A 26,811-nucleotide genomic window follows, 5' to 3' on the forward strand; every position below is an offset into this window, starting at 1 on the left:
AGGCCCATCTTCGGCAAGAAAAAGCCTCGCTATACGCGAGGCTTTTTCGTTTTGCACAAGCCGATTCGCCGTTCAGGAAACCTTCGCCGCGTCCGAAGGCACCATGCGTCCCCTCTTGTACGACCAGACCAGCATTCCGATCCCCACGATGATCATCGGCAACGAAAGCCATTGTCCCATCGAAAGATTCGCGGCCAGCAAGCCCAGATAATCATCCGGCTCGCGAGCAAATTCCACCGTGAATCGCGCGATGCCATAACCAATCAGGAACACCGCCGAAATCGCGCCGACCGGTCGCTGCTTGCGGGACATCAGCCACATCACGATAAACAACGCAAACCCCTCCAGCGCAATCTCGTACAACTGCGAAGGATGGCGCGGCAACATCTGGTATCGATCGAAAATTTCGCGCAGATGCCATTGCGCATCGAGGTCGGGATGTTTTTGCAGCCAGATGGCGTCATCAGGCGAAGCGTTCTGGAACAGCATGGCCCATGGCGCGTTCGGGTTCGTCACGCGGCCCCACAACTCGCCATTGATGAAGTTGCCGAAGCGGCCGGCAGCAAGACCGAGCGGAACCATTGGCGCCACGAAATCGGTGACTTGCAGCCACGTTCGCTTGCGCTGCCACGCGAACAGGATCATTGCCGTGATCACGCCAAGCATGCCGCCGTGGAAGGACATGCCGCCTTCCCATACCTTGAAGATATCGAGCGGGTGGGCGAGATAGAAACTCGACTTGTAGAAAACCACATAACCCAGCCGGCCGCCCAGAATCGTGCCGAGCACGCCGTAGAACAGGATGTCGTCAATATCCTTCGTGGTCCAGCCCTGCGCCGATACGTAAGGCAAACGCAACCTGATCCGGCCGATCACAATGCATTGAATGAAAGCCAGCAAGTACATGAGGCCATACCAGCGCACGGCGAGCGGGCCGAGATGAATGGCGATGGGATCGAAATTCGGGTGAATGAGCATGTTTCTATTTACGTGGTGGAGTCATGGCAGCGCGGGCGCGGTGGCCGCATGAGCGCGCACTATATCGATAAAACCGGCGAGCACCGGGCTGACCTCCGCCGCGCGCCACACGAGCCCGGTCTCGACGACCGGCCCCGATTCGAGCAACGGACGATACACCACTCCGGTCCTTCGCAGATGACGCAGCGATTGCGGCACGAGCGCGACGCCCATCCCGGCCGATACCAGGCTGACGATGGTCTGCATCTGGATAGCCTCCTGCCCGATGCGCGGCATCAGGCCGGCAGCGCCGTAGCAACCCATGATCATGTCATAGAAACCCGGCGCGAGACGCCGCGGAAAGACTACGAGCGGGGCATCGGCGAGTTGATGGAGGCTGACCGGCGTATCGGACCATTCATCGGCGCCCTGGCCCAATTCGGCGGCGGCGTCACTGGACATCGCGATCACGAGCGGTTCGCGCGCGATCGGCAAATACGACAACGCCACCGCGTGACGCGGCGGCAGCGGCGGAATGACCAGACCGGCATCGATACGCCCCGCCACCAGTTCTTCCACCTGCACGTCGCTGGTCGCCTCCACGAGTTGCAGCCGCACGCCGGGATAACGCGCGCCGAAATCGCGCAGCAACAAGGGCAAGAGACCGTAATCGGCGGTGGAAACAAATGCCAGCGATAAAACCCCCGCCTCACCCCGCGCAAGCGACTGCGCAAGCGGCCTCAGCGAATCGGCGCCCGCCAACAGCCGGCGAACTTCCGGCAGCAGATCCTTGCCCACGGGCGTTAGCTCGACCGAACGCTTGGTTCGCACGAACAAGGCCACGCCCAGCATCTCCTCAAGCGAGCGGATGGCCTGCGACAACGGCGGCTGCGTCATCGCGAGCCGCCCCGCCGCCCGCCCGAAGTGCATTTCTTCGGCAACCGTCACAAAATAACGCAACAATCTAAGTTCGATGTTCCGCGTCTCCACTGATACCTTCCGCGACCTTATAGACCCTGAATAATATATTGGACACGCGTTCGCAGAGGCTCCATGCTTCTGCGATCAAACAAAAATATCTCCAGGAGCCCCCACATGGCCTTCAATCGCCGCTCGAAAAACATCACGCAAGGCGTCGCGCGTTCCCCGAACCGCTCGATGTATTACGCCCTCGGCTACAAGGAAGAAGACTTCGACAAGCCGATGATCGGCATCGCGAACGGTCATTCCACCATTACGCCGTGCAATTCGGGCCTGCAAAAGCTGGCCGACGCCGCCGTTGAGTCGATCCGAAAATCCGACGCAAATCCGCAGACGTTCGGCACGCCGACCATTTCCGACGGCATGTCGATGGGCACCGAAGGCATGAAATATTCGCTCGTTTCGCGCGAAGTGATCGCGGACTGTATTGAAACGGCGGTGCAAGGCCAGTGGATGGACGGCGTGGTCGTGATCGGCGGCTGCGACAAGAATATGCCGGGCGGCATGATCGGCTTGGCACGCATGAACGTGCCGGGCATCTACGTGTACGGCGGCACGATTCGCCCGGGCAACTGGAAGGGCAAGGACCTGACCATCGTGTCGTCTTTCGAAGCCGTGGGCGAGTTCTCGGCCGGGCGGATGTCGAAGGAAGATTTCGACGGCATCGAGAAAAACGCGTGCCCGTCGAGCGGTTCGTGCGGCGGCATGTACACGGCCAACACCATGAGCTCCTCGTTCGAGGCGCTGGGTATGTCGCTGATGTATTCATCGACAATGGCGAATCCCGACGAGGAAAAAGTCACCTCGGCCGCGGAATCGGCGCGCGTCCTGGTCGAAGCCGTGAAAGCCGACCTCAAGCCGCGCGACATCATCACCAAGAAATCGATCGAAAACGCCGTCGCGCTGATCATGGCAACGGGCGGCTCGACCAACGCCGTACTGCATTACCTCGCAATCGCACACGCGGCGGAAGTGGAATGGACCATCGACGACTTCGAGCGCATGCGCAAGAAAGTGCCGGTGATCTGCAACCTGAAGCCGTCGGGCCAATACGTGGCGACCGACCTGCACAAGGCCGGCGGCATTCCGCAAGTGCTCAGGATCCTGCTCGACGCCGGCATGCTTCACGGCGATTGCATCACGATCACGGGCAAGACCATCGCGGAAGAACTGAAGGACATTCCGTCGAAGCCGCGCGCTGACCAGGATGTGATTTTCCCCATCGACCGAGCGCTTTACGACGAAGGCCATCTCGCGATCCTGAAGGGCAATTTGGCCACGGACGGCGCCGTCGCCAAGATCACCGGCCTGAAAAACCCGGTGATCACGGGCCCAGCGCGCGTGTTCGAGGACGAGCAAACCGCGATGACCGCGATCGTCGCGGGGCAGATCAAGGCGGGCGACATCGTCGTGCTGCGTTATCTCGGGCCGCAAGGCGGTCCGGGCATGCCGGAAATGCTGGCGCCGACGTCGGCGATCGTCGGCCAGGGGTTGGGCGAATCCGTGGGCCTCATCACCGATGGCCGGTTTTCCGGCGGCACCTGGGGCATGGTCGTGGGCCACGTCGCGCCGGAAGCGTTCGTGGGCGGCACGATTGCGCTCGTGAAAGAAGGCGATTCGATCACCATCGACGCCCACAAGCTGCTCCTGCAACTCAACGTGGACGATAAGGAAATCGAACGCCGCCGCAGTGAATGGAAGAAACCCGCACCGCGTTACACGCGCGGCGTGCTGGCCAAATACGCCGCGCTGGCGCAACCGGCGAACAAGGGCGCTGTGACGGGTTGATTCTTGGTTCGCAGCCGAACGTCCAGGGGGCGCACGATGCAGATCGTGCGCCCTTGTCTTTTATACTGTGGCGCAAACGGCGAACTTAAAACCAGCGGAGACCACATGGCGTTCGGTATTCGATTGAGGAAGTTGGGGATTGCATGGGCGCTTGTTTGCGGCGCAGCAAATGTCCACGCGCAACAATCGCAAGGTCCCGATTCGCGTCTCGCGCTCGCTCAGGCCAGCAACTGCATGAGTTGCCATTCAATATCGCGGGATTTCATGGGACCGTCGTTCAAACATGTGGCCGCCCGATATGCCGATGCCCCCAACGCTCGCGAGATCGTGGCGCACAAGATTGCGGAAGGTGGCGTGGGCGACTGGGGTATCGTGCCGATGCCCGCCAACACGCAGGTCACGCCCGAACAGGCGCATGCGCTGGCAGACTGGATTCTTTCACTGAAGTAAGAGCCGAAGCTATGAACGGCCGCGCCGTTCCAGTTCGTCCGCAACCGCTTCCCGCACCCACTCCGTCAGCTCGGTTTCGAGCGCCAGCGCGACTTCGCGCGTGATCTGGCTGACGAGCCACGTTGAGTGTTCCTGCAACGATTCGCGGCATCGCTCTTCAATCAATGCGCGTCCGTCTCCGGTCAGGAAATGCGTGAAACGTCCGCGCAGCCTTTCCGCGATCTGATCGGCGTCGCGGTCGGTGCCATGCACAACACCGCCGGGCGCCGGAACCGCCGGCGACAACACCGGTTCGGGCGCACGCGGCGCCACGCGGGCGCGCTCGGCGCGTCCCGGCACGATGACATCGGTGAGAACAGGAATGGAGGAATCGAAGTTATCGGGTGAATCAGCCGTATCGGGCGCGGTGGTGATGGGCACGAGTGGACTCCGTCTTGATGGCAGGCACGCCTTAGGGATAGCGGCCGGCGTTTTCGGGGATCATACCCTGTACGCCGCCGCGCGCCATCCCGGAGGTTTCACGCTCCGGCGCCCTGCTTGTAATTGTTGAGCACATACCCGCGATCGCGATAGAACCGGTAGCGCTCCCGCCCCGCCACGAGCTCCTGCTCGTCATTGCCGACCACTTCCAGCAGGCGTTCGAAGCGCGCGAACTGCGCCGGCACGGCGGCGGCCAGATTCAGCAGGATCTGATGCTGCTGGTTTTCCAGCACCGCATCCAGCGACGCGGCCAGCAACACCGGCGTTTCTGCCGCCAGCGCGCTGTCCGCCATGCAATGCGGCACGAACTCGAGCGGCTTGAACGTCCACAACTCTTCGTCGAAACGTTTGAGCCGCTCGGGTTCGGCCAGCACGATCAACGGCTGGCCGCTCATGTACGCCTTGCGCGCGAGGCGGCAGGCATACGCGATCGAGTCACCCACATTCGAATGAAAGTCGATACGCGTCATGCCCGCGCCTCCGGTTTGGCGTCTGCTGCGGGCAAACTCATTGCCCCGCGCGATCCACGAGGAATTGCGTGAGCAAGGGCACCGGCCGGCCGGTTGCGCCCTTCGCCGCGCCGCTCTTCCACGCCGTGCCCGCGATATCGAGGTGAGCCCACGGGTAGTTCTGCGCAAAACGCGACAGGAAACATGCGGCCGTAATCGCGCCGCCCGGGCGTCCGCCAATGTTCGCGACATCGGCGAAATTCGACTTCAGCAGGTCCTGATATTCGTCGTCGAGCGGCATGCGCCAGGTCGGATCGATCGCTTCCTTCGATGCATCCAGCAACTCGCCCGCGAGCGCGTCGTCCTTCGAGAACAGGCCCGTGTTGTGATGGCCAAGCGCGACCACGCACGCGCCGGTCAGCGTGGCGATATCGATCACGGCGGCCGGCTTGAAGCGTTCCACGTAGGTCAATGCGTCGCAGAGAATCAGGCGGCCTTCGGCGTCGGTGTTCAACACTTCGATGGTCGTGCCGGACATGGACGTTACGATGTCACCCGGTTTCACGGCGTTGCCGGCCGGCATGTTTTCGCAGGTCGGAACCACGCCGATCACGTTGAGCTTCAACCCCATTTCTGCGATGGCGCGCATTGTGCCGAACACAGAACCGGCGCCGAGCATGTCGTACTTCATCTCGTCCATGCTGTCGCCCGGCTTGATGGAAATACCGCCGGTATCGAACGTGATGCCCTTGCCGACGAGCACGACCGGCGCGGCCTTGGCGCCCGCGCCCTGATGATGCATGACGATGAACGCGGGCGGTTCGACCGAGCCCTTCGCCACCGACAGGAATGAGCCCATGCCGAGCGCTTCGATCTGCTTCTGGCCGAGCACTTCGACTTTCAGCTTGAATTCCTTACCGAGTTTTTTCGCGGTCTGGCCAAGATACGTGGGGGTGCAGACATTCGGCGGCAAGTTGCCGAGATCGCGCGTCAAGTCCATGCCGTTGGCGAGCGCCGTGGCGTGCTTGACCGCGAGCTTCGCGGGTTTTTCGTCGGTTGCGTCGATGCTGAACACGACCTTTTTCAACGCGCGATCGCCGTTTTCCGGCTTGCTTTTCATCTGCGTGAACTTGTAGGTCTGCTCGCGCAGCGCAAGAATCGCCGCGCGCACGCCCCAGTCGCCGGTGCGCTCGGGCACGGGCAACTGGGCCAGCGTGAACGCGACATTCGCGATTTTCGTGGCAAGCAACGCGCGCCACGTGGCGCGTGCAGCTTCCGTGTAAGCCTTCTGGTTGAAACCGTCCTGCTTGCCGAGGCCAACCAGCAAAATACGCGATGCGCCCAGACCCGTCACTTCGGTCAGCATCAGCGTGGAACCGGCCTTGCCGCTCATGTCGCCGGCTTTCACCGTGCGCGTGAGCAGACCCTTGGTCGCCAAATCAATCTCGCGGGCTGCGCCCGTCAACGTCTGCGCTTCGAACACGCCGAGCACTACTACATCGGCTTTTCCGTTAAGGAAACCATTTGCCGAGCCTTTGCTCCAATCACAGGCTTTTATGCTAAAGTCCATCGCGCTTATCCTCGGATAAAATCTTGGCTGAAGGATGAAAGCCGCAATTATCCGCTATTTTTTCCGAGGCGGTCACAGGTAGCGATGCCCGGATCGAATGTCTGCCCTCATGACTTCGTCCAGTTCGTACGTTTGTCATCGCATGGCGGCCGGATGCGACCGCCAAGATGGGCCCGCACATCGTCCAACCGTCCGTCGCCGCCGGCTTCAAGCTATCAATCAATGATCTTCCAACGCTCCCTTCAGCGTGAACTCGCGTACACCGCCGGCGCCGTCTTCATGGTGCTGCTGACCATCATGCTAACCACCATGATGATCCGCATTGTCGGTTTCGCGGCCTCAGGCCAGGTCGATCCGCGCGATGTCGTCGTGCTGATCGGGCTTACCGTGATCGGCTATCTCGCCGTGATGCTGATCGTCACGCTGTTCGTGTCCATTCTCTTCGTGCTCACACGCTGGTATCGCGACTCGGAGATGGTCGTGTGGCTTGCCTCCGGCGTCAGCCAGACCGCGCTGATCAAGCCAGTCGCCGTGTTTTCCACGCCGATCATCATTTTGATCATCTTCTTCGCGTTCGTCGGCTGGCCGTGGTCGAACCAGCAGAGCAAGCTCATCAAGGCACGTTTCCAGCAGCGCGATGAAGTGTCGCTGCTCGCGCCCGGCCAGTTCCGCGAATCGCAGACGAGTCACCGCGTGTTTTTCATCGAAAAGATGTCGCCGGATCAGGGGCACGTGCAGAACGTCTTCGTGACCAGCACGGAAGGCGGCAAGGTGAACGTGGTGGTATCGAAGAATGGTCATACCGAAACGCACGCGAACGGTGACCGTTTCGTGGTGCTCGAAAACGGCCGCCGGTACGATGGCATTCCCGGACAGCCGAATTTCCGGATCATGGAATTCGAGCGGTATGGCGTGAAAATTCAGAGCCAGCAGTTCGTGAATACGCCATCGACCACGGGCATGTACACGAACGAACTTCTCGCCGATCCAAGCCGCACGAATCTCGCGGAAATCGCATGGCGCGCCGGATTGCCGCTTATCGCGCTCAACCTCATGCTGCTGGCCATCCCGCTTTCGTACCAGAATCCGCGACGCAGCCGCACCATCAACCTCGTCATGGCCGTTCTAATCTATCTGACTTATTCGAACCTGCTGAACGTGGTGCAGTCGTGGATCGAACAGGGACGTGTGTCGTTCGTCGTCGGGCTGGTCGGGCTGCATATACTTGTTTCGGTGCTGGTCGCGTTCATCTTCTGGATGCGCATTCGCAATCGGCCGCTGTTCCGGCTGTCGAACCTGACGCGTTCGGAAGGGGCCTGACGCATGCGCATTTACGAACGGTACTTCGCGCGTCAGATTTATCTCGCGTTCATTTTCATTCTGTTTGCATTCTCCGGCCTGTTCTTCTTCTTCGATCTGATCAACGAGCTGAACACGGTCGGGCACGGCAACTACAAATTCGGTCTGGCCGTGCTGCGCGTGGCGCTGCAAACACCGTCGCGCTTCTACGAAATCATCCCCGTCGCCGCGTTGATCAGCGCCATTTATGTGTTCGCGCAAATGGCCGCGGCGTCGGAATTCACCATTTTCCGTGTTTCGGGGTTGTCGACCGGCAAGGCGCTGCGCTCGCTGCTGAAGATCGGCATTCCGATGGTTTTGCTCACCTACGTTATCGGCGAAGTCGTCGGTCCCTACTCCGATCAGCTTTCGGAGAAGGTGCGGCTGGAGGCGCTGGGGTCATCGGTATCGATGAACTTCGAATCCGGCGTCTGGGTGAAGGACACGCTTACCGCGCGCGCCGACGGCGAGCAAGTCACGCGTTTCGTGAACGTGGGCACGCTGAATCCGGACACGACGATCGCGGACGTACGCATCTATGAGTTCGATTCCTTGTTGCGCCTGACCAATGTGCGCATTGCAAAGAGCGGTGTGTTTCAGCCGCCGGGACATTGGAAGCTGACGGGCGTGACGGATACGCAACTTGTCGATGCACCGCCGCAAAAGGTGAATCCCGGCGACGCGCTGAATCCTGTTTATCGTGCGCAGCAGACTACGTTGCCCGAGTATTCGTTGCGCTCGGAATTGACGCCGCAGATCTTGTCAGTGCTGCTGGTTTCGCCGGACCGGATGTCGATGTTCAACCTGTTCCGCTACATCCAGCATTTGACGGAGAACCACCAGGACTCGCAGCGCTATCAGATCGCGTTCTGGCGCAAGATTCTGTATCCGCTCGCGGTGCTGGTAATGCTGGTGTTGTCGCTGCCGTTCGCATACCTGCATACGCGCGCCGGCGTGGTGGGCGTGAAGGTGTTTGGCGGGATCATGATCGGGATGAGTTTCCAGCTGATCAACACGCTGTTTTCTCACATCGGTACATTGAATACGTGGCCCGCGCCCGTGACGGCCGCGGCGCCTGCGCTGGCTTATCTGATAGTCGGGTTGATTGGCCTGCGCTGGGTCGATCGGCACTAGGTTTTGCCCTCTGCGGAGCACGCAATGAACAAGCACGGCATGATTTTGTTTGGACACGGCGCGCGGGATCCGCGTTGGGCCGAGCCCTTCGAACGGCTCGCGACGAAGCTGCGCGCCCAGCGCAGCGATCCGGTGTCGCTCGCGTTTCTCGAATTGATGACGCCGGATTTGCCTACGGCGATTGAAAAGCTCGGGACGGACGGGTGCGATGTTCTCACCGTCGTGCCCGTGTTTTTCGGCCAGGGCGGGCATATCCGGCGCGATCTTCCAGCATTGCTGGATCGATGCCGGGGGATGTTTCCATCGATTGAAATCAGGTGTGCCGTCGCTGTCGGGGAAGACGACGCGGTGCTTGACGCGGTGGCGGCGTATTGCGTGCGGCAGGCGGGATAAGCCGCACGGGTTCACGCGTTGCAAAGCAAGCGCATCAGCTTAACTCCAGAAATAGTCATATCTGACCAATTAGCCCGCTTAATTGGTCAGATATGACTATTTTTTTGGGGACAAGTAATTGATGTATCGCTGAATTTGTCTATACTGACTAATTAAGCCCGTTTATATGTCAGATAAGACTAATGAAACGCAACAACAAGGACTTCATCTCCTCGGAACTGGACCAACGGGCGACCACGTTCGGCCGTGCGGTTGCTGCCGCCCGCATCGCGCGCAACATGACGCGGCAAGACTTTTCCGAGCGGGCCAACATGAGCCCGAGCACCCTGGCGCGCATCGAAAGCGGCGATGTGTCGGTGAGTTTCGCGTCCTGGCTCCAGGCATTCGACCGCGCAGGCCTTCTTGGAACGCTCGAGCCGCTCGCCAATCCCCAAAACGATCGGATAGGCGAAGCACGCCGCCAGATAGAGTCCCGTGTGCGCCCACGCAAGAGCGCAGCGAAGACCGACGACTATGATTTTTAATACCTCGACATGGAGCAAATACGTCTTCATTACACTGGAAGGGGCGTCGGAGGCCGTACCCGCCGGCAAGCTCGAACTCCTCGAGGAAGGAATCAGACCGATTGCATCGACCTTCGTCTACGGAAACAAGTATTTGCAACGCGCAAACGCCACGGCGGTAGACCCCGTCAGCATGCCTTTGGACGAGGCAAAAAAAACGAAGGAAGTGGTGTTTCAACCGCCAGCGGGACTGGCATTGTTTGGCGCAATTCGCGACGCAGCGCCAGACTCATGGGGCCGGCGCGTTATCGAGAATATGCTGCGGGCCGCGCCCGATGGACTGCCGGAAACCGAATATCTGGCGCACGCCGGTCCGCATCGTACGGGCGCGCTCGATTTCAGGGACTCGCCGACCGCACTCGCGGAGCCAGGAAAGTTGCCGGATGCAAAAGCGCTGTCTTATTTACTCGATGCCGCCGCGATGATTCAGGAAGGCAAGCCGGTCCCGAAAAGACTGCAATTACTTTTTAGCGTGGGCGCGACGTTTGGTGGTGCCCGGCCCAAGGCCGTGCTGCTCGACAATAACCGCCAGTGGGTCGCGAAATTCCCTGTCGCCCGGGACGGTTTCAACGTGCCGCTGGTGGAACGCGCAACGCTGGAGCTAGCCCGCCAGTGCGGCATGCGGGTTCCAGCGACCAAGTCCATTCACCTTCCGGATGGCCGCGACGTCATGCTGATCGAGCGGTTCGATCGCGTGCCATTGCCAGACGGAGGTTTTGGCAAACGGCACGTCGTCAGCGCCCTCACCATGCTCAAGATGCACGAAAGCGATACCGCCTCCGCCAACTACACGGATCTGGCCGATACGTTGAGCGAGCATGGTGCGCGTGGTTTCGTCGCAACTGACAAACTCGAGCTGTTCAAACGCATGGTATACAACATCCTCGTGACGAACGACGACGATCATCTTCGCAATCATGCGTTTGTTTGGGACGGTGCGAACAAGGGTTGGCGCCTGAGCGACCTTTACGATGTTGTACCGAAACCTCAGGTCGGCTCCGAACGTTTCCTGGTGCTCGGCGTCGGTCCGGCGAAGGGACGTTTGGCGACGCTCGATAATGCGCTCTCCGCCGCAGGGCGGTTTGGGCTGCTGAAACACGCCGCAGCTGAGATAATCCAGCATCTGTCTGGCGTGGTGCGCGAGTGGCGAACCTATTTCGAGGCGTTCGATGTCCCCAAGTCCGAGTGCGACAAGATCGCGTCGGCTTTTCGCAAGCCGCAGAGCATCGGGCTGCGCGAAGTGGAGAAGGTTTAGGCAATAAAAAATCCCCTGCCGGTTATCAACCCGCAGGGGATTTTTCAGTATGGAATCATCAAGCCGCCACTTGCAAAGCTGCTTCGACCTGCTCAGCCATTCCCAACGCGCGCTCGGCAAACGCCTCGCCGATCATCAACAAACTCGGCTGCGATGCATCGAGCCAATCCTGTGCATCGCCACGCGCCATTTCGCCTAACGTCAGCGTCAACGAACGCTCGCGCTCGGTACTGCACGCTTCGACGATAGCCACTGGCGTCGATCCCGCCCGCCCTGAATCGATCAACTGGCGCGCAATTTCCGGCGCGCTGTCACGGCCCATGTAGAACACGAGGGAGTCGGCGCTCGCCTGCTCGCGGATTTCGTCGCTGTTCGGCGCGCGGCTATAGGTCGCCAACGCCACACTTCGAGACACCCCGCGCAGCGTCAGCGATCGCTTCAACGTGGCGGCGCTCGCCAGCGCCGCCGTGATCCCCGGCACCACTTCGTACTCGATACCCGCCGCTTCGAGCGCGCGCATCTCTTCGTCGGCGCGACCGAAAAGCATCGGGTCGCCACCCTTCAAACGCACGACGATGTCATGCTCGCGCGCGGCATCGACGATCTGCTTGTTGATGAAATGCTGCGCCGTCGAACGCTGTCCGCAGCGCTTGCCAACCGCGATCCTGCGCGCATCGGGCGCGTAGTCGAGCATGGCGGGCTCGATCAGCGCGTCGTGCAGAACCACCTGTGCCTGGCTTAGCAAGCGCGCGCCGCGAACCGTAATCAGGTCCGCAGCACCAGGCCCCGCGCCGATCAGATAAACCTTACCCATAGTCATCGTTTAAGCCGAGAACGAGCGAATCATCCCGGCCGCAACCGTGTGATGCGTCGCTTCATCGATAAGAACAAACGCGCCCGTGCCTTGATGCGTATCGTAGGCATCGCAAACGATCGGCTTTTGCAGCGTCAGCGCCACGCGGCCGATATCGTTCATGTTCAGGTCGCGGCGGTCCACCGAATGCAGCAGCGTATGCACGTCGAGCACTTCCTTGATCGCACCGATCCGCGCGAACACCGTGTTCGTGGTCTGCTTGAGCAAGTATTTGCGTTGCGGCGAAAGCGGCTCTTCGTCGAACCAGCACAGGTCGGCGTCGAGCTTCTTTGCCGGCTCGACTTTCACGCCGCTGGCGTTACGCGGCACGAACGTATCGCCGCGTGACACATCGATATCTTCCGCCAGGCGAATGGTCACCGTCTGACCCGCGAACGCGCGATCCACTTGCCCGACACCGCCCGGCACCGGCGCGATGATCTCGGCCACCGTCGCATCGCGATTCGCGGGAAGCACGGTGATCAAGTCGCCGAGCTTCACTTCGCCCGACTCGACGCGGCCCATGTAACCACGGAAATCGTCGGCCTTGCTGCCATCCTGACGCGCGACCCATTGCACCGGAAAACGCAGCGCCTGCTCAACAGGCTGCGCCACCGGCAGCGCTTCGAGCAGATCGAGCAGCGGTTCACCGGCGTACCAGGGCATGCGCTCGCTGGCCGTCACGATGTTGTCGCCCTTCAGCGCCGATACCGGCACGAAGCGCACATTGCTGATGCCAAGGCGTTGCGCAAGGCCTACGTAGGCATCGCGTATTTCGTTGAAACGCGACTCGCTGAAGTCGATCAGGTCCATCTTGTTGATCGCGACGATCACGTGCTGCAGCCCGAGCAACTTGACGATCGCGCTATGACGCACGGTCTGCGGCAGCAATTGCGCAACGCCGTCCTTGAACGTGACGCGCGTGGCGTCCACGAGAATGATCGCGGCATGCGCCGTCGATGCACCCGTCACCATGTTGCGCGTGTACTGCTCGTGGCCGGGGGTATCGGCGATGATGAACTTGCGCTTCGCCGTCGCGAAATAACGATACGCCACGTCGATGGTAATACCCTGCTCGCGCTCCGCTTCGAGGCCATCGGTCAGCAGCGACAAATCGATTTCATCGCCGACGGTGCGCTTGTTCTTTGCGCGCGACAAGGCCGACAACTGATCCGACAGCACTGCCTTGCTATCGAACAGCAAGCGGCCGATCAGCGTGCTCTTGCCGTCGTCCACGCTGCCCGCGGTGATAAAGCGCAACACGCCGAGGTCTTCGGGTTGATGAATGCTCATGATGTTTCCCTGTTCCTTAATGCAGCGTGATGCTTAGAAATAACCTTGCTTCTTGCGGGTTTCCATCGCGGCTTCGGACGCTTGGTCGTCCATGCGCGTGGCGCCGCGTTCCGTGATTTCCGTCACGGCCGTTTCCGCGATGATCTTTTCCACGTCGTCGGCGTCGCTTGCAACCGGGCACGTGCAGCTGATGTCGCCCACTGTCCGGAAGCGCACTTGCGCGACTTCCGATACTTCGCCTTCCTGCAGCGGCGTGAGCGGAGTCAGCGGCACGAGCAAGCCGTTGCGTCGAATGATCTCGCGGTCGTGCGCGTAATAGATGGACGGCAACTCAAGCTTTTCACGCGCGATGTATTGCCAGATATCCAGTTCAGTCCAGTTCGAAATCGGGAACACGCGCAGATGCTCGCCGTTATGCAAGCGCGCGTTATAGATGCTCCATAATTCCGGGCGCTGCGCTTTCGGGTCCCACTGGCCGAACTCATCGCGGAAAGAGAAGATGCGTTCTTTTGCACGCGCCTTTTCTTCATCGCGACGCGCGCCGCCGATCAACGCCGTATAGCCATGTTCTTCGATGGTTTCAAGCAACGTCACCGCTTGCGCGGCGTTACGCGAATCCGTTTCGCGACGCAGACGCACCGTGCCTTTCTTGATTGAATCCTCGACATGGCCGACCACGAGTTCCGCGCCAATTTCAGCCGCACGGCGGTCGCGGAAATCGATGACTTCATCGAAGTTATGACCGGTATCGATATGAACCAGCGGGAACGGCAGCACGGTCTTGCGGCCCGATCCAAGACCAAACGCCTTCAACGCAAGATGCAGCACGACGACCGAATCCTTGCCGCCCGAGAACAGCAACGCCGGCTTGCTGCATTCGGCGACGAGTTCGCGCAGGATATGGATCGACTCTGCTTCGAGCCAGTCGAGATGGTCCATCCGCGTCCCGCGATTGGCGATGGGCGCGTTGACTGTTGAATCGAGCGTGCTGCTCATATGCGTCGTTCCTCGGTTACTTTGCACAGCACCAGATGGAGGCGCCATGCGTCAATATCAAATACGTTCAGAGCGCCGAACTGGGCGCGGCGCTGCGGTCTTCCACAATCTTGATGTTCGTGATGTGCAAGCCACATTCCTTCGTGTCCCGCGATTCCCACCACCAGCGCCCTGCCCGGCTGTCCTCGCCCGGACGGATTGCACGCGTGCACGGCTCGCAGCCAATGCTCGGATAACCGCGTGCATGCAGCGGATTGACGGGGACATCGAAGGCTTTCAGGTAATCCCAAACTTCCGCCTCGGTCCAGTCCGCAAGCGGATTGAACTTGGCGATACCGCGCGGCGCATCGTGTTCTTCCTCGTGCAACTCCACACGCGTCACCGATTGTTCGCGACGCTGACCCGTGACCCATGCGCTCACGTTGCTCAACGCACGATTCAGCGGCTCGACCTTGCGAATGCCGCAACAACTTTTACGCAGATCGACGCTTTCATAGAACGCGTTCAGACCGTGGTCGCGAACGTATTCCTCGACCGCTTCGGGCTGCGGATGAAACTGTTCGATGTCGTAGCCATAGCGCTCTTTCACGCGGTCGATCATGCCCAGCGTTTCGGCATGCAGACGTCCGGTGTTGAGCGAGAAGATCCCGATCTTCACGCCGCGCGAAAGAATCGCGTGCGTGAGCAACATGTCTTCTGCGGCGAGGCTGCTGGCTAGTTTGACGTTCGCATGGCGTTGCGCGATGGAATCGAGCAGTGCGTCAAGACGTTCGACTTTGGCTTGCAGTTCGACATTCATGCAGCGGCTCCGGCAGCTTTTTCACGGCGGCGGAACAGCGGATTCGGATCGTCGAATGCGCCTTGATACGGAATGCTCAGTTCGCTGAACGCGTTCAATGCGTCGTGAATGTCTTTGTCGGCGCGAACGGCGAAAGCATCGAAACCGCAACGCGCGTGAAAGCGCAACTGGTCGCGCAGTACATCGCCAATGGCACGCAATTCGCCTTTCCAGTGATAACGCTCACGCAGCAAACTGCCGATGCTAAAACCGCGGCCATCGCTGAACTTCGGAAAGTCCACGGCGATCAGCGCGATCTTGTCGAAGTCTTCGACGAGTTCAGCGGGTTCATCGTCGGGTGCGAGCCAGATGCCGATGGGTTCTTTCTTGTGCGCCGAGCCAAGCGAGGTCTTGTGCTCTTTCCACCACGTGAACGGCACGATCACCTTCCCCGGCAACAACGCATCGACTGCGGGCAGCGTGCCGTCTTCACCGGCACGCACTACGTGCCAGTCGTCTTCAACCACTTCACGATTCTTGATAATCAAAGCCATGTGCTTTATTCCTTAGGCATGCGCCGGCTGGCGCGACGCGTACACGCGTTCCTTGAACGGCGCAATGCCGATACGGCCATACGTTTCGATGAACCGCTCGCCTTCGATGCGATTCTCAACGAAGGTATCGATCACTTGCGACACGACGTCGGGCATCTCTTCCGCAGAAAACGACGGTCCGATCACGCGGCCCAGATGCGCGCCCGTTGCGCCCGAGCTTTGCTCGCCGCCAAGCGTGACCTGATACCACTCGGAGCCATCTTTATCGACGCCGAGAACACCGATGTTGCCAATGTGATGATGGCCGCACGCGTTGATGCAACCGGAGATGTTCAGCGTCAGGTCGCCCAGGTCGTACACGTAATCGAGGTCGCTGAAACGTTCCTGGATGGCTTGCGCAATCGGGATCGACTTAGCGTTTGCGAGCGAGCAGAAATCGCCGCCCGGGCACGCAATGATGTCGGTCAGCAAGCCGATGTTCGATGTCGCGAAACCCAGCGCCTTCGCGCGTTCCCACACGGCGTGCAAGTCGCGCTTCTTCACGTTCGCGAGAATCAGGTTCTGCTCGTGCGAGACGCGGATTTCACCGAACGAGAACTCATCGGCGAGATCGGCGACGGCTTCCATCTGCACGTCGGTTGCGTCGCCCGGCGCAATGCCAGTTGGCTTCAGCGACAACGTCACAGACGCATACCCCGGCACTTTATGCGGACGCACATTACGCTCGATCCAGCGCGCGAACGGCTTGCTGTCGATGAGATGTTTTTCATACGATGCATCCGTATCCGGCAGCTTTTCATACGCGGGCGGTGCGAAAAATTGCGACACGCGATCAAGCTCTTCCTGCGTGAGCGTGGAAGGGCCGTCTTTCAGATGCGCCCATTCCTCTTCCACTTGCTGTGCGAATTTCGCGGGGCTCAGCGCCTTCACGAGAATCTTGATGCGCGCCTTATACATATTGTCGCGACGACCGTAGCGGTTATACACACGCAACACGGCTTCGCAATACGTCAGCAGATGCTGCCACGGCAGATCTTCCTTGATCACCGCGCCCACGATCGGCGTCCGCCCCAGCCCACCGCCGGCAAGAATGTTCGCAACCACTTCGCCGGCCGCATTCTTCTTCAGATACACGCCCAGATCGTGCACTTGCACGGCCGCGCGATCTTCCACAGAACCGTTCACCGCGATCTTGAACTTGCGCGGCAACCACGCGAACTCGGGGTGAAACGTGGACCATTGGCGCAGGATTTCGGCCCACGGACGCGGATCGACGATTTCATCGGGCGCGACGCCGGCGAATTGATCAGCCGTGATATTGCGGATGCAATTGCCCGACGTCTGAATGCCGTGCATTTGCACCGACGCCAGCTTGCGCAGGATTTCCGGCGTTTCTTCGAGCTGGATCCAGTTGAACTGAATGTTGGTACGCGTCGAAAAGTGGCCGTAATTGCGGTCGTGTTCACGCGCGATGGTGCCCAGCATGCGCATCTGGTCGCTGCGCAGATTGCCGTAAGGAATCGCGATGCGATGCATGTAGGCGTGGCGCTGCATGTACAGACCGTTCTGCAGGCGCAGCGGACGGAATTCCTCTTCGCTCAACTCGCCGGACAAACGGCGGCGTACCTGGTCGCTGTATTGAGCGACGCGTTCGTCGACGATTTTCTGGTCGATCTGATCGTATTGATACATTCGGGGGCCCCAGTTTTAGTAGTTCCATCAGTACGGCGTCCTAGCCACGCCGCACATCGTTATGAGTAGAGTCATGTGCCGCAACGCCGTTCGGACATTGCTCTCATTTGCTTATGACAAATACAGATATCGATATTGGAAAAATTGTCTCGATGGTAATAAACTTCCTATATATTGCAAACGACTGATAAATTACTTTGATATGCGGATGGGTTATATATGAATCTGCACCAGTTCCGCTTCGTGCGCGAAGCCGTCCGGCAGAACTACAACCTCACCGAAGCCGCTAAAGCGCTGTTCACGTCGCAGCCGGGGGTATCGAAGGCGATCATCGAGCTTGAGGATGAACTCGGGGTCGAAATCTTCACGCGTCATGGCAAACGGGTACGTTCGCTGACGGAGCCGGGTCGAATTATCCTGGCATCGGTGGAAAAAATCTTGCAGGAAGTCGAAAGCCTGAAACGTGTAGGCAAGGATTACGCCGCGCAGGACCAGGGCAACCTCGTCATTGCCGCCACGCACACTCAGGCGCGCTATTCGCTGCCGACGGCCATTGCCGAGTTCAAAAAGCGCTTTCCCAAGGTTCACCTTTCAATTTTGCAAGGAAGCCCGACGCAGGTCGCCGAGATGGTCATCCACGATCAGGCGGATATCGCGATCGCGACCGAGGCAATCGCCAACTATAAAGAATTAGTCTCGCTGCCGTGCTTCCAGTGGCATCACGTGGCCGTGGTCCAGCCGGATCATCCGCTGCTCGAGCGCAAGCTGTTGACGCTCGACGACCTGGCGCAATACCCGATCATCACCTACGACAACGCCTTCGCCGGCCGCTCGAAGATCAATCAGGCGTTTGCTCTGCGCCACCTGACGCCGGACATCGTGCTGGAAGCAATCGATGCCGACGTGATCAAGACATATGTAGAACTCGGGTTGGGCGTGGGAATTCTCGCGGATATCGCCTTCAATCCGGAACGCGACAAACATCTTCGCGCGATGCCCGTCGGCCACCTGTTCGGCACGAACGTCACGCGGCTCGCGCTGAAACAAGGCGCGTATTTGCGCAGTTATGTATACACGCTCGTGGAACTGCTTTCGCCTTCGATGAACCGCAAGCTCATTGAGCAGGCGCTTTCCGGCGAGCACGAAAGCTACGAGCTTTGACCCGTTTTCCCAAACCACACCTCTTCGCGGAGACCATCCAATGAAGTTGTCGAAGTTCATGCGGCCGGCGCTCGTGTTCAGCGCGGTCGCTTTTTTTAGCGCGGCGGCCAGCGCGCAGTTGAAGGTCGGCATCGATTTGTCGAGTACGGGGCCGGCAGCGGCGATCGGCATCACGAGCAAGAACGCCATGCTGATGTGGCCGAAGACCATCGCGGGGCAGCAGGCCGAATACATCATCCTCGACGACGGATCGGACCCGGGCGCCGCCGTGCGCAACATCCGCAAGCTGATCACCGAAGACAAGGTCGATGTCATCGTCGGACCGAACATCACGCCGGCAGCGCTCGCGGCGCTCGATCCGGTGGCTGAATATCAGACGCCGATGATCACGCTGATTGGCTCGGCGTCCGTTGTCGAGCCGCAGGAAGGCAAGAAGGTGTGGGCGTTCAAGATGGCCCAGACCGACCGCGCGATGGCCGACGTCATGACCCGCACGATGGTCAATCGCAACGTGAAGACGGTGGGTTTCATCGGTTTCGCGGATAGTTACGGCGATAGTTGGCTCAACGAGTTTTCGAAGTTCGCCGAGCTGCGGCATATCAAGGTGGTCGCGAGCGAGCGTTTCAATCGCACCGATGCCAGCGTGACCGGCCAGATCCTGAAGCTGATGGCGGCGAAGCCGGACGCGGTGCTGATCGCGGGCGCGGGTACGCCGACCGTGCTGCCTGAGCGCACGCTGGTCGAGCGCGGCTACAAGGGCGCGATCTATCAGACGCACGGCATTGCAACGCCCGAGTTCATCAAGCTCGGCGGAAAGGACGTGGAAGGCACGTTGTTCCCGACACAACCGGTCGTGGTCGCGCGGACGCTGCCTTCGGATCATCCATCGAAGAAAGCGGCGCTTGTTTTTGTGGATGCCTACGAAGCCAAATACGGCAAGAACACGGTGACCCAGTTTGCCGGCGATGCGGCCGGTGTTTATCCGCGCTTGCAGGATGCGGTCGGGCGCGCGTTGAAAGCGGGGCAACCGGGAACGCCGGCGTTTCGCGTCGCGTTGCGCGCGGAACTGGAACACGCGCATGAGCTGGTCGTGCCGAACGGCGTGGTCAATACCAGCGTCACGGATCACGTTGGACTCGATCAGCGGGCGAGCGTGATGGGCATCGTCAAGAACGGCCAGTTCACGTATCTGAGCCAGTGAACATCGTGATCCGGGGCAAACATCCAGAGGCTTGCCGCCGGAAACGAATTTAGGCATAATCGCTGACTTGCCGGTTGGCGTCGGATTTACTCCGTGTCTGCCGGCAGGTTCAAATGCTGTTTGCCCGGGTGGTGAAATTGGTAGACGCAGGGGACTCAAAATCCCCCGCCGCAAGGCGTGCCGGTTCGATTCCGGCCCCGGGCACCACGCAAAATATCTGAAAGTTCTCGTTTGAATCGTTACGCAGCAAGCCGTTCTTGGCTACAGGTCGTGTTCCTCGTCATGCGAACACGAACCGGCGTTCTCAAGTTTCCCCAAAATTTGCCGTAAAGCCTCCCATAGTCTCGGGAAACGCATGGCTTTCCGGGCGTCCAGCAACGCAAGGCGATGAGAACGACATGGCAGACCCAGCGCGAAGACTCTACATGCAGATGGCGACGGTCAATGCGCTGATGGTGCTGGTCACACTCGCCCTCACCGGCTTCACCTTGAGCGCCTGGTACTTCATGCCCGTTGTTCAATACATCGGGGTGACGCTGGTTGCGTGGACGATGCGGTTCGCTGTCTTTTCCGTCATTCGCCGATACTTCGCGCGACGCAACTGGCAAAGCCTGATCGCGGAATGCGGCGGCGACGAACAACGCGCCTACGCATTGCTGCTGCAGGACATGGGCTACGGGCGCGTTGACTAAAGTCGACCAGGCTGGGCCGCCACGATCACCATCAATCAAGCGTATAGAACCCAAACAATCCCAGCGCAATGTACGACATGGCGCTGGAGGGTTTTTATCGCGTGGGTCATGATTTGGCGACCTGCACCACGACCTTGCCGAACGCACCACGCTTCAGATGTTCAAACGCGTGCGGCACTTGTTCAAACGGATAAACCGCATCGATAACCGGCTTGATGCCGTGCCGGTCGATCATGCGCACGACGTCCTCCAGCACGCGACGCGGCCCGACGGCAATTCCCACGATCGACGCCCTGCTGCCAAGCAGCGGCAGGATAGGCAACGTCAGTTCATTCGATTCCAGCAATCCAATCACCGATATCCGTCCGCCCGTCGCCACGGCCTGCAACGAGCGCGCGAGATTATCGCCGCCGGCCATTTCGAGGATATGGTCGGCGCCGCGGCCATCGGTCAGCGCGCGAACTTCGTGCTGCCAATCTGGCGTCTTGTGGCGGTTGATCCCGTGCGTGGCGCCGAGTTCGAGCGCGCGCGCGATTTTTTCATCGCTGCTGCTGGTGATGATCACCCTCGCGCCGTTGGCCGCCGCGAGCTGGACCGCGAACAGCGACACGCCACCCGTCCCTTGCACCACAACCGTGTGACCAGCGTTGAGATGACCAAGTTCGACGAGCGCCATCCAAGCCGTGACGGCCGCGACGGGCAGCGTGCTGGCCTCGGCGGGCGTGAGCGTTGCCGGCGCCGCCACGCACCACTCAGCCGGCGTCGCGATGAACTCGGACAGCATGCCGGGCAGCGGTCCGCCTTGCGTAGGCGCTTCGGCCCAAGAGCGCGGCGCGCCATCGATCCAGCCCGGAATATAAGCCGAAATCACGCGATCTCCGATGGCAAAGCGCGTCACGCCCTCGCCCAGTTCCACAACGCGTCCGGCCATATCCGAGCCCGGCGTGAACGGAAATTGCAGGGCGTTGCCCATGCCGTTGTCGACGACTTCGGCATCGCGATAATTCAGCGATACCGCTTCGACTTCCACGAGCACTTCGCCCGGTTTCAGCACGGGGCGCGGTGCGCTGTGTAAAGCGAGTGTTTCAAGACCCAGCGACGGGATTTCCCAGCGATTGATCGTGGTGCTCATGGCATTGAACTCCGTAAATAAATGACGAAATCTTATCGTAGGGAACGGTCCGCTCCGGAGTAAGTAGGTTAGAGTTCCGCTCTGTGCGGAGCCTACCCTCCGCAATTGGAGCCAAAAATGGACAGCGTCAGCGCCTTCAACGTATTCGTGCAGGTCGCGGAGACACGCAGTTTCGTCGCGGCGGGCAGGCTGCTCGGGGTATCGGCGTCTGCAGTTGGCAAGCGCGTGAGCGCGCTGGAAGAAAGACTCGGCGTGCGGCTTTTTCATCGGAGCACGCGCAGCGTGACGCTGACGTCCGAAGGCGCGCTGTTTCTAGAACGAAGCCGGCGCATTCTCGCGGAGATCGAGGCGGCCGAAGCCGAGTTGTCTCAAGTGAACGTCGCGCCGCGCGGCCGCTTGCGGGTCAGCCTCCCGCTCGTCACCGAGCCGTTCCTGCATGTCATGGCGGCCTTCAAACTGGCGTACCCGGCGGTGGATCTCGATCTGGATTTCACGGACCGGCAGGTGGATATCATCGAAGAAGGTTTCGATGCCGTCATCCGCACCGGCGATGTGCTCGACTCACGGCTGACGAGCCGGCGCATAGGTGCGTACCGGATGCTGCTGGCCGGGTCGCCGGCCTACTTCGAGACGCACGGAAAACCGCAGCGTGCGAACGACTTGATGCAGCACACATGCATTCAATTCCGCTATCCCAATACTGGAAAGCTGGAGGTCTGGCCTCTTCATCGTGACGATGTGCAATCCGATTTTCAGCTGCCGCCATCGATTGTCTGCAACAACCTCGAAGCGCGGATCGGCTTCGCGTTGCAAGGCGTGGGAATCTCCTATTTGCCGGACTTCGCAATTCACGAGCATCTGGCATCGGGCCGGCTCGTGAGCGTGCTCGATGACTGCTCGGAGACCGGCGGGACGTTTCGCATCATGTGGCCTTCGGGCAAACATGTGGCGCCGAAGTTGCGGGTGTTCATCGACTTTATTTGCGAGCGATGTTTTCCAGCGGCGCCTTCCGCCGAGCACTGATTGTTTCCCGCGCCTCAAACCCCGCCGCACAAACAGATATCATGTGCGCACAATTCAATACTGCCGTGCACACCCGGCATTCTGCTGGAGTTTCTATGGCCTCATTCCCCGAAAGCGTCAGCATGGCGTTGTTTTGCGACTTCGAAAACGTCGCCCTCGGCGTGCGCGACGCGAAGTACGACAAGTTCGACATCATGCCGGTGCTCGAACGGCTGCTGCTCAAGGGCAGCATCGTGGTGAAAAAGGCTTATTGCGACTGGGACCGCTACAAGGGTTTCAAAGCCGCCATGCACGAAGCGAGTTTCGAGTTGATCGAAATTCCGCACGTGCGTCAGTCAGGCAAGAATTCGGCGGATATCCGCCTCGTGGTCGATGCGCTCGACCTTTGTTATACGAAGTCGCACGTCGATACGTTCGTCATCATCAGCGGGGATTCGGATTTCTCGCCGCTCGTATCCAAGTTGCGCGAAAACGCGAAGAAAGTGATCGGCGTAGGCGTGAAGAATTCGACCTCCGATCTGCTCGTCGCGAACTGCGATGAATTCATTTTCTACGATGACCTCGTGCGCGAGCAGCAACGCGCCATCGCCAAACGTGAAGCACGCGAGGCCCGTGAAGCCCGCGATGCGCGCGACGCGAATGCGGCGGCGGCATCGGCGTCTTCATCGAACAAACGCGGCTCCGACGACGACCGCCAGCCGAAGCAGGAAATCGAGGCGCGCAAGGCGAAGGCCATCGCGATTGCGGTCGAGACATTCGATGACCTCGCCTCCGAACGCGGCGAGAGCGGGAAGATCTGGGCATCGGTATTGAAGAGCGCGATCAAGCGGCGCAAGCCCGACTTCAACGAGTCGTACTACGGCTTCCGCGCGTTCGGCAATCTGCTCGAGGAAGCGCAATCGCGGGGTTTGCTCGAAGTCGGACGCGACGAAAAGTCGGGCGCGTTTGTGTATCGGACGCAGACGGTGGCCGCGGTGGAAACGTCGGTCGTGGAAATGACGCGCGAGGTCGAAGCACCGGTCGCTGCAACGGAAAACCGCCAGGCGGCGAGATCGGGCGGCGAACGCAATCGCCGCAGAGGCCGTAATACGCGACCGCAAGCTTCCGAGCCGCTCTTCGCCGAGGCGCAAGTTGATGCGCCTGCCGAAGTGCAGGCCGCTGTGCAACCCGCCCCCCCGGTCAAGGCGCAGACTGATTTCGGCGACGAATGGCAACGCAGAAGCGCGCCGAGCGAGCAGTCACGACGCCCGGTATCGCCGTTTTATGAAGAAGAGCCCGAGGTGCAGACCGACGTGCAGCCCGAATCTCAAGCGGAACCGCGTCAGGGCCCGGGCCGGGAACGCAATCGCAGGAACGGACGCAATCCCCGGCCGCAGCAGGCGCGTGAACCGCTGTTCGCCGATGCACCCGGCGTTCAACCCGCTGCGGTTCATGACCAACCCTTCTTCGAACCGGCGCCACCGGCCGCGGAAGAACCTGCCATCGCACCGATACCCGCCATCAAGGAGCGCGAGGAAGAAGCGCTTGCCTTGCTGAGCGAGATCAACGAGGCGCCGGAACCGAAACGCGGCGCGGCGCGGCGTGGACGTCAGGTTGCGTCGAAGAAAGCTGCGGCGACTCCGGCACAGGCCGAGTTGGTCGAGAGCGCGGGAGTAGCCCAAAGCACAGAGACGAAGAAAGCGCCCGCGGCGAAAAAAGCGGCGGCGAAGAAAACGGCACGCAAGACAGCGCCGCGCAGCCGTGGCCCGAAGGCTGCGGCGACAAACGAAGACTAAAACGACACGAAAAAAAGCGGCACGCTCACGCGTGCCGCTTTTTCATATCTACTCCAGGGCCGCTTACTGCGGTGCGCCCTTGTCGTTCGTGCCCAGCGCCGATGCAGCTGCGGCAGCCGATGCGCCCTTCAGGTGTGATGCCTTGTCCTGCTTGTGCAACGTCGTACCGCCTGCTTCCGATGCTGCTTTCTTGTGATGCTTCAAGTGCGGCAGATGCGGCTTCGGTTCAACGGGGCTGACCGGCGGCTTGCTTTCGTCGGTCTTCGAACCGCCGCCACCGCCTGCGCCCTGAGCCATTGCCGCGCCTGCAAACGCGAATGCGAGTGCACCAACCAATGCAATTTGCGAGAACTTCTTCATTGCCAATCTCCCTGGAGTTGTAAATCGATTGCAGCACCGCATTGTTGTTCGAAATAGCTAGAATTTCAACGAAATCAGAATATTCCTATCGGAAATTAGTTTTCGCGAGCTCCACGATTTCGTCGCCGCGACCGTTCAGGATCGCCCGCAGCATGTAGAGGCTGAATCCTTTGGCCTGCGCCAGCTCGACTTTGGGCGGCATCGCAAGCTCATGCTTGGACGTCACCACGTCCACCAGCGCCGGCCCAGGATGCGCGAAAGCCTTCTGCAGCGCCTCTGCGATGTCCTCCGACTCTTCCACGCGGATGCTGAAAATACCCGCGCCCTGCGCAATCGCCGCGAAGTCGGTCTTGGCGAGATCCACGTTGGTATCGAGGTAACCGGCAGCCTTCAGCTCCATGGAAACGAAGCCCAGCAGACTGTTGTTATAAACCACCACTTTGATTGGCAAGTTCAGTTGGCGTGCGCTTAAAAGGTCGCCGAGCAACATCGATAAACCGCCGTCACCCGATAAAGAAATCACCTGCCGCCCCGGATGCGCGCCCTGCGCGCCGAGCGCCTGCGGCATCGCGTTCGCCATGGAGCCGTGGTTGAACGAGCCGTGCAGCTGGCGCTTGCCGTTCATGGTCAGGTAGCGTGCGGCCCAGACGGTCGGCGTACCGACATCGGCGGTGAAAATGGCGTTTTCATCGGCGGCTTCGTTGATCAGCTTCGTCAGGTATTGCGGATGGATCGGCCGGCCGGGACCGGAGGGCGTCGCGAGTTCATCCAGCCCTTTTCTTGCCGATGCATAGTGCTTGCGCGCGGTATCGATGAAATCGCGGTCCGGCTTGCGCGTGATCTTCGGCAACACGGCCGCGACCGTTTCCTTCACCGTGCCCACGAGTCCGAGCGACAACGGTGCGCGCGCGCCGAGTTTCGAGCCGCGCCAGTCGATCTGGATGATCTTGGCGTCGGTGGGATAGAACGGGCGGTACGGGAAATCGCAGCCGAGCAAAAGCAGCGTGTCGCACGACATCATTGCGTGGTAACCGGAGCTGAAGCCGATCAGCCCCGTCATGCCGACGTCATACGGGTTGTCCCATTCGATGAACTGCTTGCCGCGCATGGCGTGCACGACCGGCGCGCCGAGCGCGTCGGCGAGTGCGACGACTTCGTCATGCGCGCCCGCGGTGCCGCTGCCGCACATGAGCGTGACCGCGTCCGACTCGTTCAGCATGGCCGCGAGCCGTTCAATATCGATATCCGATGGCAGGATGGTCGATGGTCCCGTCGGCGACCACGAAGGCGTCTCGGCAGGCGCCTCGCTCAACGCAACATCGCCCGGCAGCACGATCACGGCCACGCCGCGTTCTTCAATCGCCGTGCGCATTGCGCGGGCGAGCACGCGTGGAAACTGCGCGGCGTTGGAAACCAGCTCCACGTAATGGCTGCATTCCTTGAAAAGCGCGGTCGGATGCGTTTCCTGGAAGTACCCGAGCCCGATCTCCGATGACGGAATGTGCGCGGCAATCGCCAGAACCGGCTGCTGGTTCCGGTGGCAGTCGTACAAACCGTTGATCAGATGCAGGTTGCCCGGGCCGCAACTCCCGGCGCAGACCGCGAGCTTGCCTGTGGATGCCGCGTCGGCGCCGGCTGCGAACGCCGCGACTTCCTCGTGCCGCGTGTGCATCCACTTGATCGATCCAACTTGGTCGAGGCTGTAGGCAAGTCCGTTCAGGCTGTCGCCCGTCACGCCCCAGATTCGTTCGACGCCCGCTGCGGCCAATGTCTTCGCCAGAAACTCCGCGACCGTGTTTTTTGCCATGTCTTGCTCCTTGAGGAAAAAGAGGGGTGTCGATGGATGATGCGTCAATGCGGTTTCAGCTTCCTTTCGTGGCTCGTGGTTCGTGGTTCGTGGTTCGTGATCTGGAAAAGCATAGGCCGCGCTCGGTGGCATATCC

25 protein-coding genes, 1 tRNA gene and 1 pseudogene are annotated in these 26,811 nt (G+C 60.3%); 13 read left to right on the forward strand and 14 right to left on the reverse strand.

Annotated features, from left to right (window positions below; translation table 11 throughout):
- Positions 1-72 precede the first annotated feature (72 nt).
- Positions 73-978, reverse strand: coding sequence for a prolipoprotein diacylglyceryl transferase (gene lgt / locus HB633_RS08445; RefSeq protein WP_213777624.1), 906 nt, complete (start codon positions 976-978; stop codon positions 73-75).
- A 21-nt stretch (positions 979-999) separates the two neighbouring features.
- Positions 1,000-1,947: a LysR substrate-binding domain-containing protein gene (locus HB633_RS08450; RefSeq protein ID WP_213777625.1), complete on the reverse strand. Its 948-nt coding sequence runs from the start codon at positions 1,945-1,947 to the stop codon at positions 1,000-1,002.
- A gap of 105 nt (positions 1,948-2,052) precedes the next feature.
- Between HB633_RS08450 and ilvD the strand changes: the two genes are divergently transcribed.
- Complete coding sequence (ilvD, locus tag HB633_RS08455; RefSeq protein WP_213777626.1) at positions 2,053-3,726, forward strand: dihydroxy-acid dehydratase; 1,674 nt, start codon at positions 2,053-2,055, stop codon at positions 3,724-3,726.
- Between the two features lie 105 nt (positions 3,727-3,831).
- Positions 3,832-4,176 (forward strand): c-type cytochrome, encoded by a 345-nt coding sequence (locus tag HB633_RS08460; RefSeq protein WP_213777627.1) that lies wholly within the window; start codon positions 3,832-3,834, stop codon positions 4,174-4,176.
- A gap of 9 nt (positions 4,177-4,185) precedes the next feature.
- Here the strand turns inward: HB633_RS08460 and HB633_RS08465 are convergent.
- The 3 genes and pseudogenes from HB633_RS08465 to HB633_RS08475 all read right to left on the reverse strand — a co-directional run.
- Positions 4,186-4,416 (reverse strand): annotated as a pseudogene (locus HB633_RS08465) (DUF2486 family protein); the annotation flags it as partial.
- A gap of 278 nt (positions 4,417-4,694) precedes the next feature.
- Positions 4,695-5,126, reverse strand: coding sequence for a DNA polymerase III subunit chi (locus tag HB633_RS08470; protein ID WP_213777628.1), 432 nt, complete (start codon positions 5,124-5,126; stop codon positions 4,695-4,697).
- A 37-nt stretch (positions 5,127-5,163) separates the two neighbouring features.
- Entirely contained in the window at positions 5,164-6,675 is a 1,512-nt protein-coding gene (locus tag HB633_RS08475) for a leucyl aminopeptidase (RefSeq protein WP_213777629.1), read from the reverse strand.
- 222 nt (positions 6,676-6,897) lie between these two features.
- Between HB633_RS08475 and lptF the strand changes: the two genes are divergently transcribed.
- The 5 genes from lptF (at position 6,898) to HB633_RS08500 (ending at position 11,358) form a co-directional block, all read left to right on the forward strand.
- Positions 6,898-7,995: an LPS export ABC transporter permease LptF gene (lptF, locus tag HB633_RS08480; protein ID WP_213777630.1), complete on the forward strand. Its 1,098-nt coding sequence runs from the start codon at positions 6,898-6,900 to the stop codon at positions 7,993-7,995.
- A 3-nt stretch (positions 7,996-7,998) separates the two neighbouring features.
- Complete coding sequence (gene lptG / locus HB633_RS08485) at positions 7,999-9,147, forward strand: LPS export ABC transporter permease LptG (protein WP_213777631.1); 1,149 nt, start codon at positions 7,999-8,001, stop codon at positions 9,145-9,147.
- 24 nt (positions 9,148-9,171) lie between these two features.
- On the forward strand, positions 9,172-9,540 hold the full coding sequence (locus HB633_RS08490) for a CbiX/SirB N-terminal domain-containing protein (RefSeq protein ID WP_213777632.1): 369 nt from the start codon (positions 9,172-9,174) through the stop codon (positions 9,538-9,540).
- 182 nt (positions 9,541-9,722) lie between these two features.
- The gene (locus HB633_RS08495) at positions 9,723-10,064 is read left to right on the forward strand and encodes a helix-turn-helix transcriptional regulator (protein WP_213777633.1); all 342 of its coding nucleotides are present in this window, start codon (positions 9,723-9,725) and stop codon (positions 10,062-10,064) included.
- Entirely contained in the window at positions 10,054-11,358 is a 1,305-nt protein-coding gene (locus tag HB633_RS08500) for a HipA domain-containing protein (RefSeq protein ID WP_213777634.1), read from the forward strand. Before HB633_RS08495 ends, HB633_RS08500 begins: the two co-directional genes overlap by 11 nt.
- A gap of 58 nt (positions 11,359-11,416) precedes the next feature.
- Here the strand turns inward: HB633_RS08500 and cobA are convergent, their stop codons facing one another.
- The 6 genes from cobA to HB633_RS08530 all read right to left on the reverse strand — a co-directional run bounded on the left by cobA (position 11,417) and on the right by HB633_RS08530 (position 17,524).
- Positions 11,417-12,172, reverse strand: a complete 756-nt coding sequence (gene cobA / locus HB633_RS08505; RefSeq protein ID WP_213777716.1) for a uroporphyrinogen-III C-methyltransferase — start codon at positions 12,170-12,172, stop codon at positions 11,417-11,419.
- A gap of 9 nt (positions 12,173-12,181) precedes the next feature.
- Positions 12,182-13,507, reverse strand: a complete 1,326-nt coding sequence (locus HB633_RS08510) for a GTP-binding protein (protein ID WP_213777717.1) — start codon at positions 13,505-13,507, stop codon at positions 12,182-12,184.
- A gap of 30 nt (positions 13,508-13,537) precedes the next feature.
- A complete protein-coding gene (gene cysD / locus HB633_RS08515; protein ID WP_213777635.1) occupies positions 13,538-14,500 on the reverse strand; it encodes a sulfate adenylyltransferase subunit CysD in 963 nt (320 codons plus the stop codon).
- Between the two features lie 67 nt (positions 14,501-14,567).
- Complete coding sequence (locus HB633_RS08520; RefSeq protein ID WP_213777636.1) at positions 14,568-15,299, reverse strand: phosphoadenylyl-sulfate reductase; 732 nt, start codon at positions 15,297-15,299, stop codon at positions 14,568-14,570.
- Positions 15,296-15,832 carry a DUF934 domain-containing protein gene (locus HB633_RS08525; protein ID WP_213777637.1) on the reverse strand — a complete coding sequence of 179 codons (537 nt, stop codon included), beginning with the start codon at positions 15,830-15,832 and terminating at the stop codon, positions 15,296-15,298. Before HB633_RS08525 ends, HB633_RS08520 begins: the two co-directional genes overlap by 4 nt.
- A 12-nt stretch (positions 15,833-15,844) precedes the next feature.
- Positions 15,845-17,524, reverse strand: coding sequence for a nitrite/sulfite reductase (locus HB633_RS08530; protein WP_213777638.1), 1,680 nt, complete (start codon positions 17,522-17,524; stop codon positions 15,845-15,847).
- A gap of 219 nt (positions 17,525-17,743) precedes the next feature.
- On the opposite strand from HB633_RS08530, the gene HB633_RS08535 reads away from it, so the two are divergent.
- The 4 genes from HB633_RS08535 to HB633_RS08550 all read left to right on the forward strand — a co-directional run bounded on the left by HB633_RS08535 (position 17,744) and on the right by HB633_RS08550 (position 20,578).
- A complete protein-coding gene (locus tag HB633_RS08535) occupies positions 17,744-18,685 on the forward strand; it encodes a CysB family HTH-type transcriptional regulator (RefSeq protein WP_061998752.1) in 942 nt (313 codons plus the stop codon).
- Between the two features lie 40 nt (positions 18,686-18,725).
- Positions 18,726-19,886, forward strand: a complete 1,161-nt coding sequence (locus HB633_RS08540; RefSeq protein WP_213777639.1) for an ABC transporter substrate-binding protein — start codon at positions 18,726-18,728, stop codon at positions 19,884-19,886.
- A gap of 122 nt (positions 19,887-20,008) precedes the next feature.
- A tRNA-Leu gene (locus HB633_RS08545) sits at positions 20,009-20,093 on the forward strand.
- Between the two features lie 191 nt (positions 20,094-20,284).
- Positions 20,285-20,578: a hypothetical protein gene (locus HB633_RS08550; RefSeq protein ID WP_213777640.1), complete on the forward strand. Its 294-nt coding sequence runs from the start codon at positions 20,285-20,287 to the stop codon at positions 20,576-20,578.
- 106 nt (positions 20,579-20,684) lie between these two features.
- Here the strand turns inward: HB633_RS08550 and HB633_RS08555 are convergent, their stop codons facing one another.
- Complete coding sequence (locus tag HB633_RS08555) at positions 20,685-21,710, reverse strand: NAD(P)-dependent alcohol dehydrogenase (RefSeq protein WP_213777641.1); 1,026 nt, start codon at positions 21,708-21,710, stop codon at positions 20,685-20,687.
- A gap of 117 nt (positions 21,711-21,827) precedes the next feature.
- Here HB633_RS08555 and HB633_RS08560 point away from each other — a divergent pair, with 117 nt between their 5' ends.
- Together HB633_RS08560 and HB633_RS08565 are read left to right on the forward strand one after the other, a co-directional pair.
- Complete coding sequence (locus HB633_RS08560) at positions 21,828-22,733, forward strand: LysR family transcriptional regulator (protein ID WP_213777642.1); 906 nt, start codon at positions 21,828-21,830, stop codon at positions 22,731-22,733.
- A 122-nt stretch (positions 22,734-22,855) separates the two neighbouring features.
- Positions 22,856-24,508, forward strand: a complete 1,653-nt coding sequence (locus HB633_RS08565; RefSeq protein WP_213777718.1) for an NYN domain-containing protein — start codon at positions 22,856-22,858, stop codon at positions 24,506-24,508.
- Between the two features lie 63 nt (positions 24,509-24,571).
- Here the strand turns inward: HB633_RS08565 and HB633_RS08570 are convergent, their stop codons facing one another.
- Complete coding sequence (locus tag HB633_RS08570) at positions 24,572-24,868, reverse strand: hypothetical protein (protein ID WP_213777643.1); 297 nt, start codon at positions 24,866-24,868, stop codon at positions 24,572-24,574.
- An 85-nt stretch (positions 24,869-24,953) separates the two neighbouring features.
- Complete coding sequence (poxB, locus tag HB633_RS08575; RefSeq protein WP_213777644.1) at positions 24,954-26,675, reverse strand: ubiquinone-dependent pyruvate dehydrogenase; 1,722 nt, start codon at positions 26,673-26,675, stop codon at positions 24,954-24,956.
- Positions 26,676-26,811: the final 136 nt, after the last annotated feature.

The organism is Caballeronia sp. dw_276 (genome assembly GCF_018449635.1).
Taxonomy (GTDB): Bacteria; Pseudomonadota; Gammaproteobacteria; order Burkholderiales; family Burkholderiaceae; genus Caballeronia.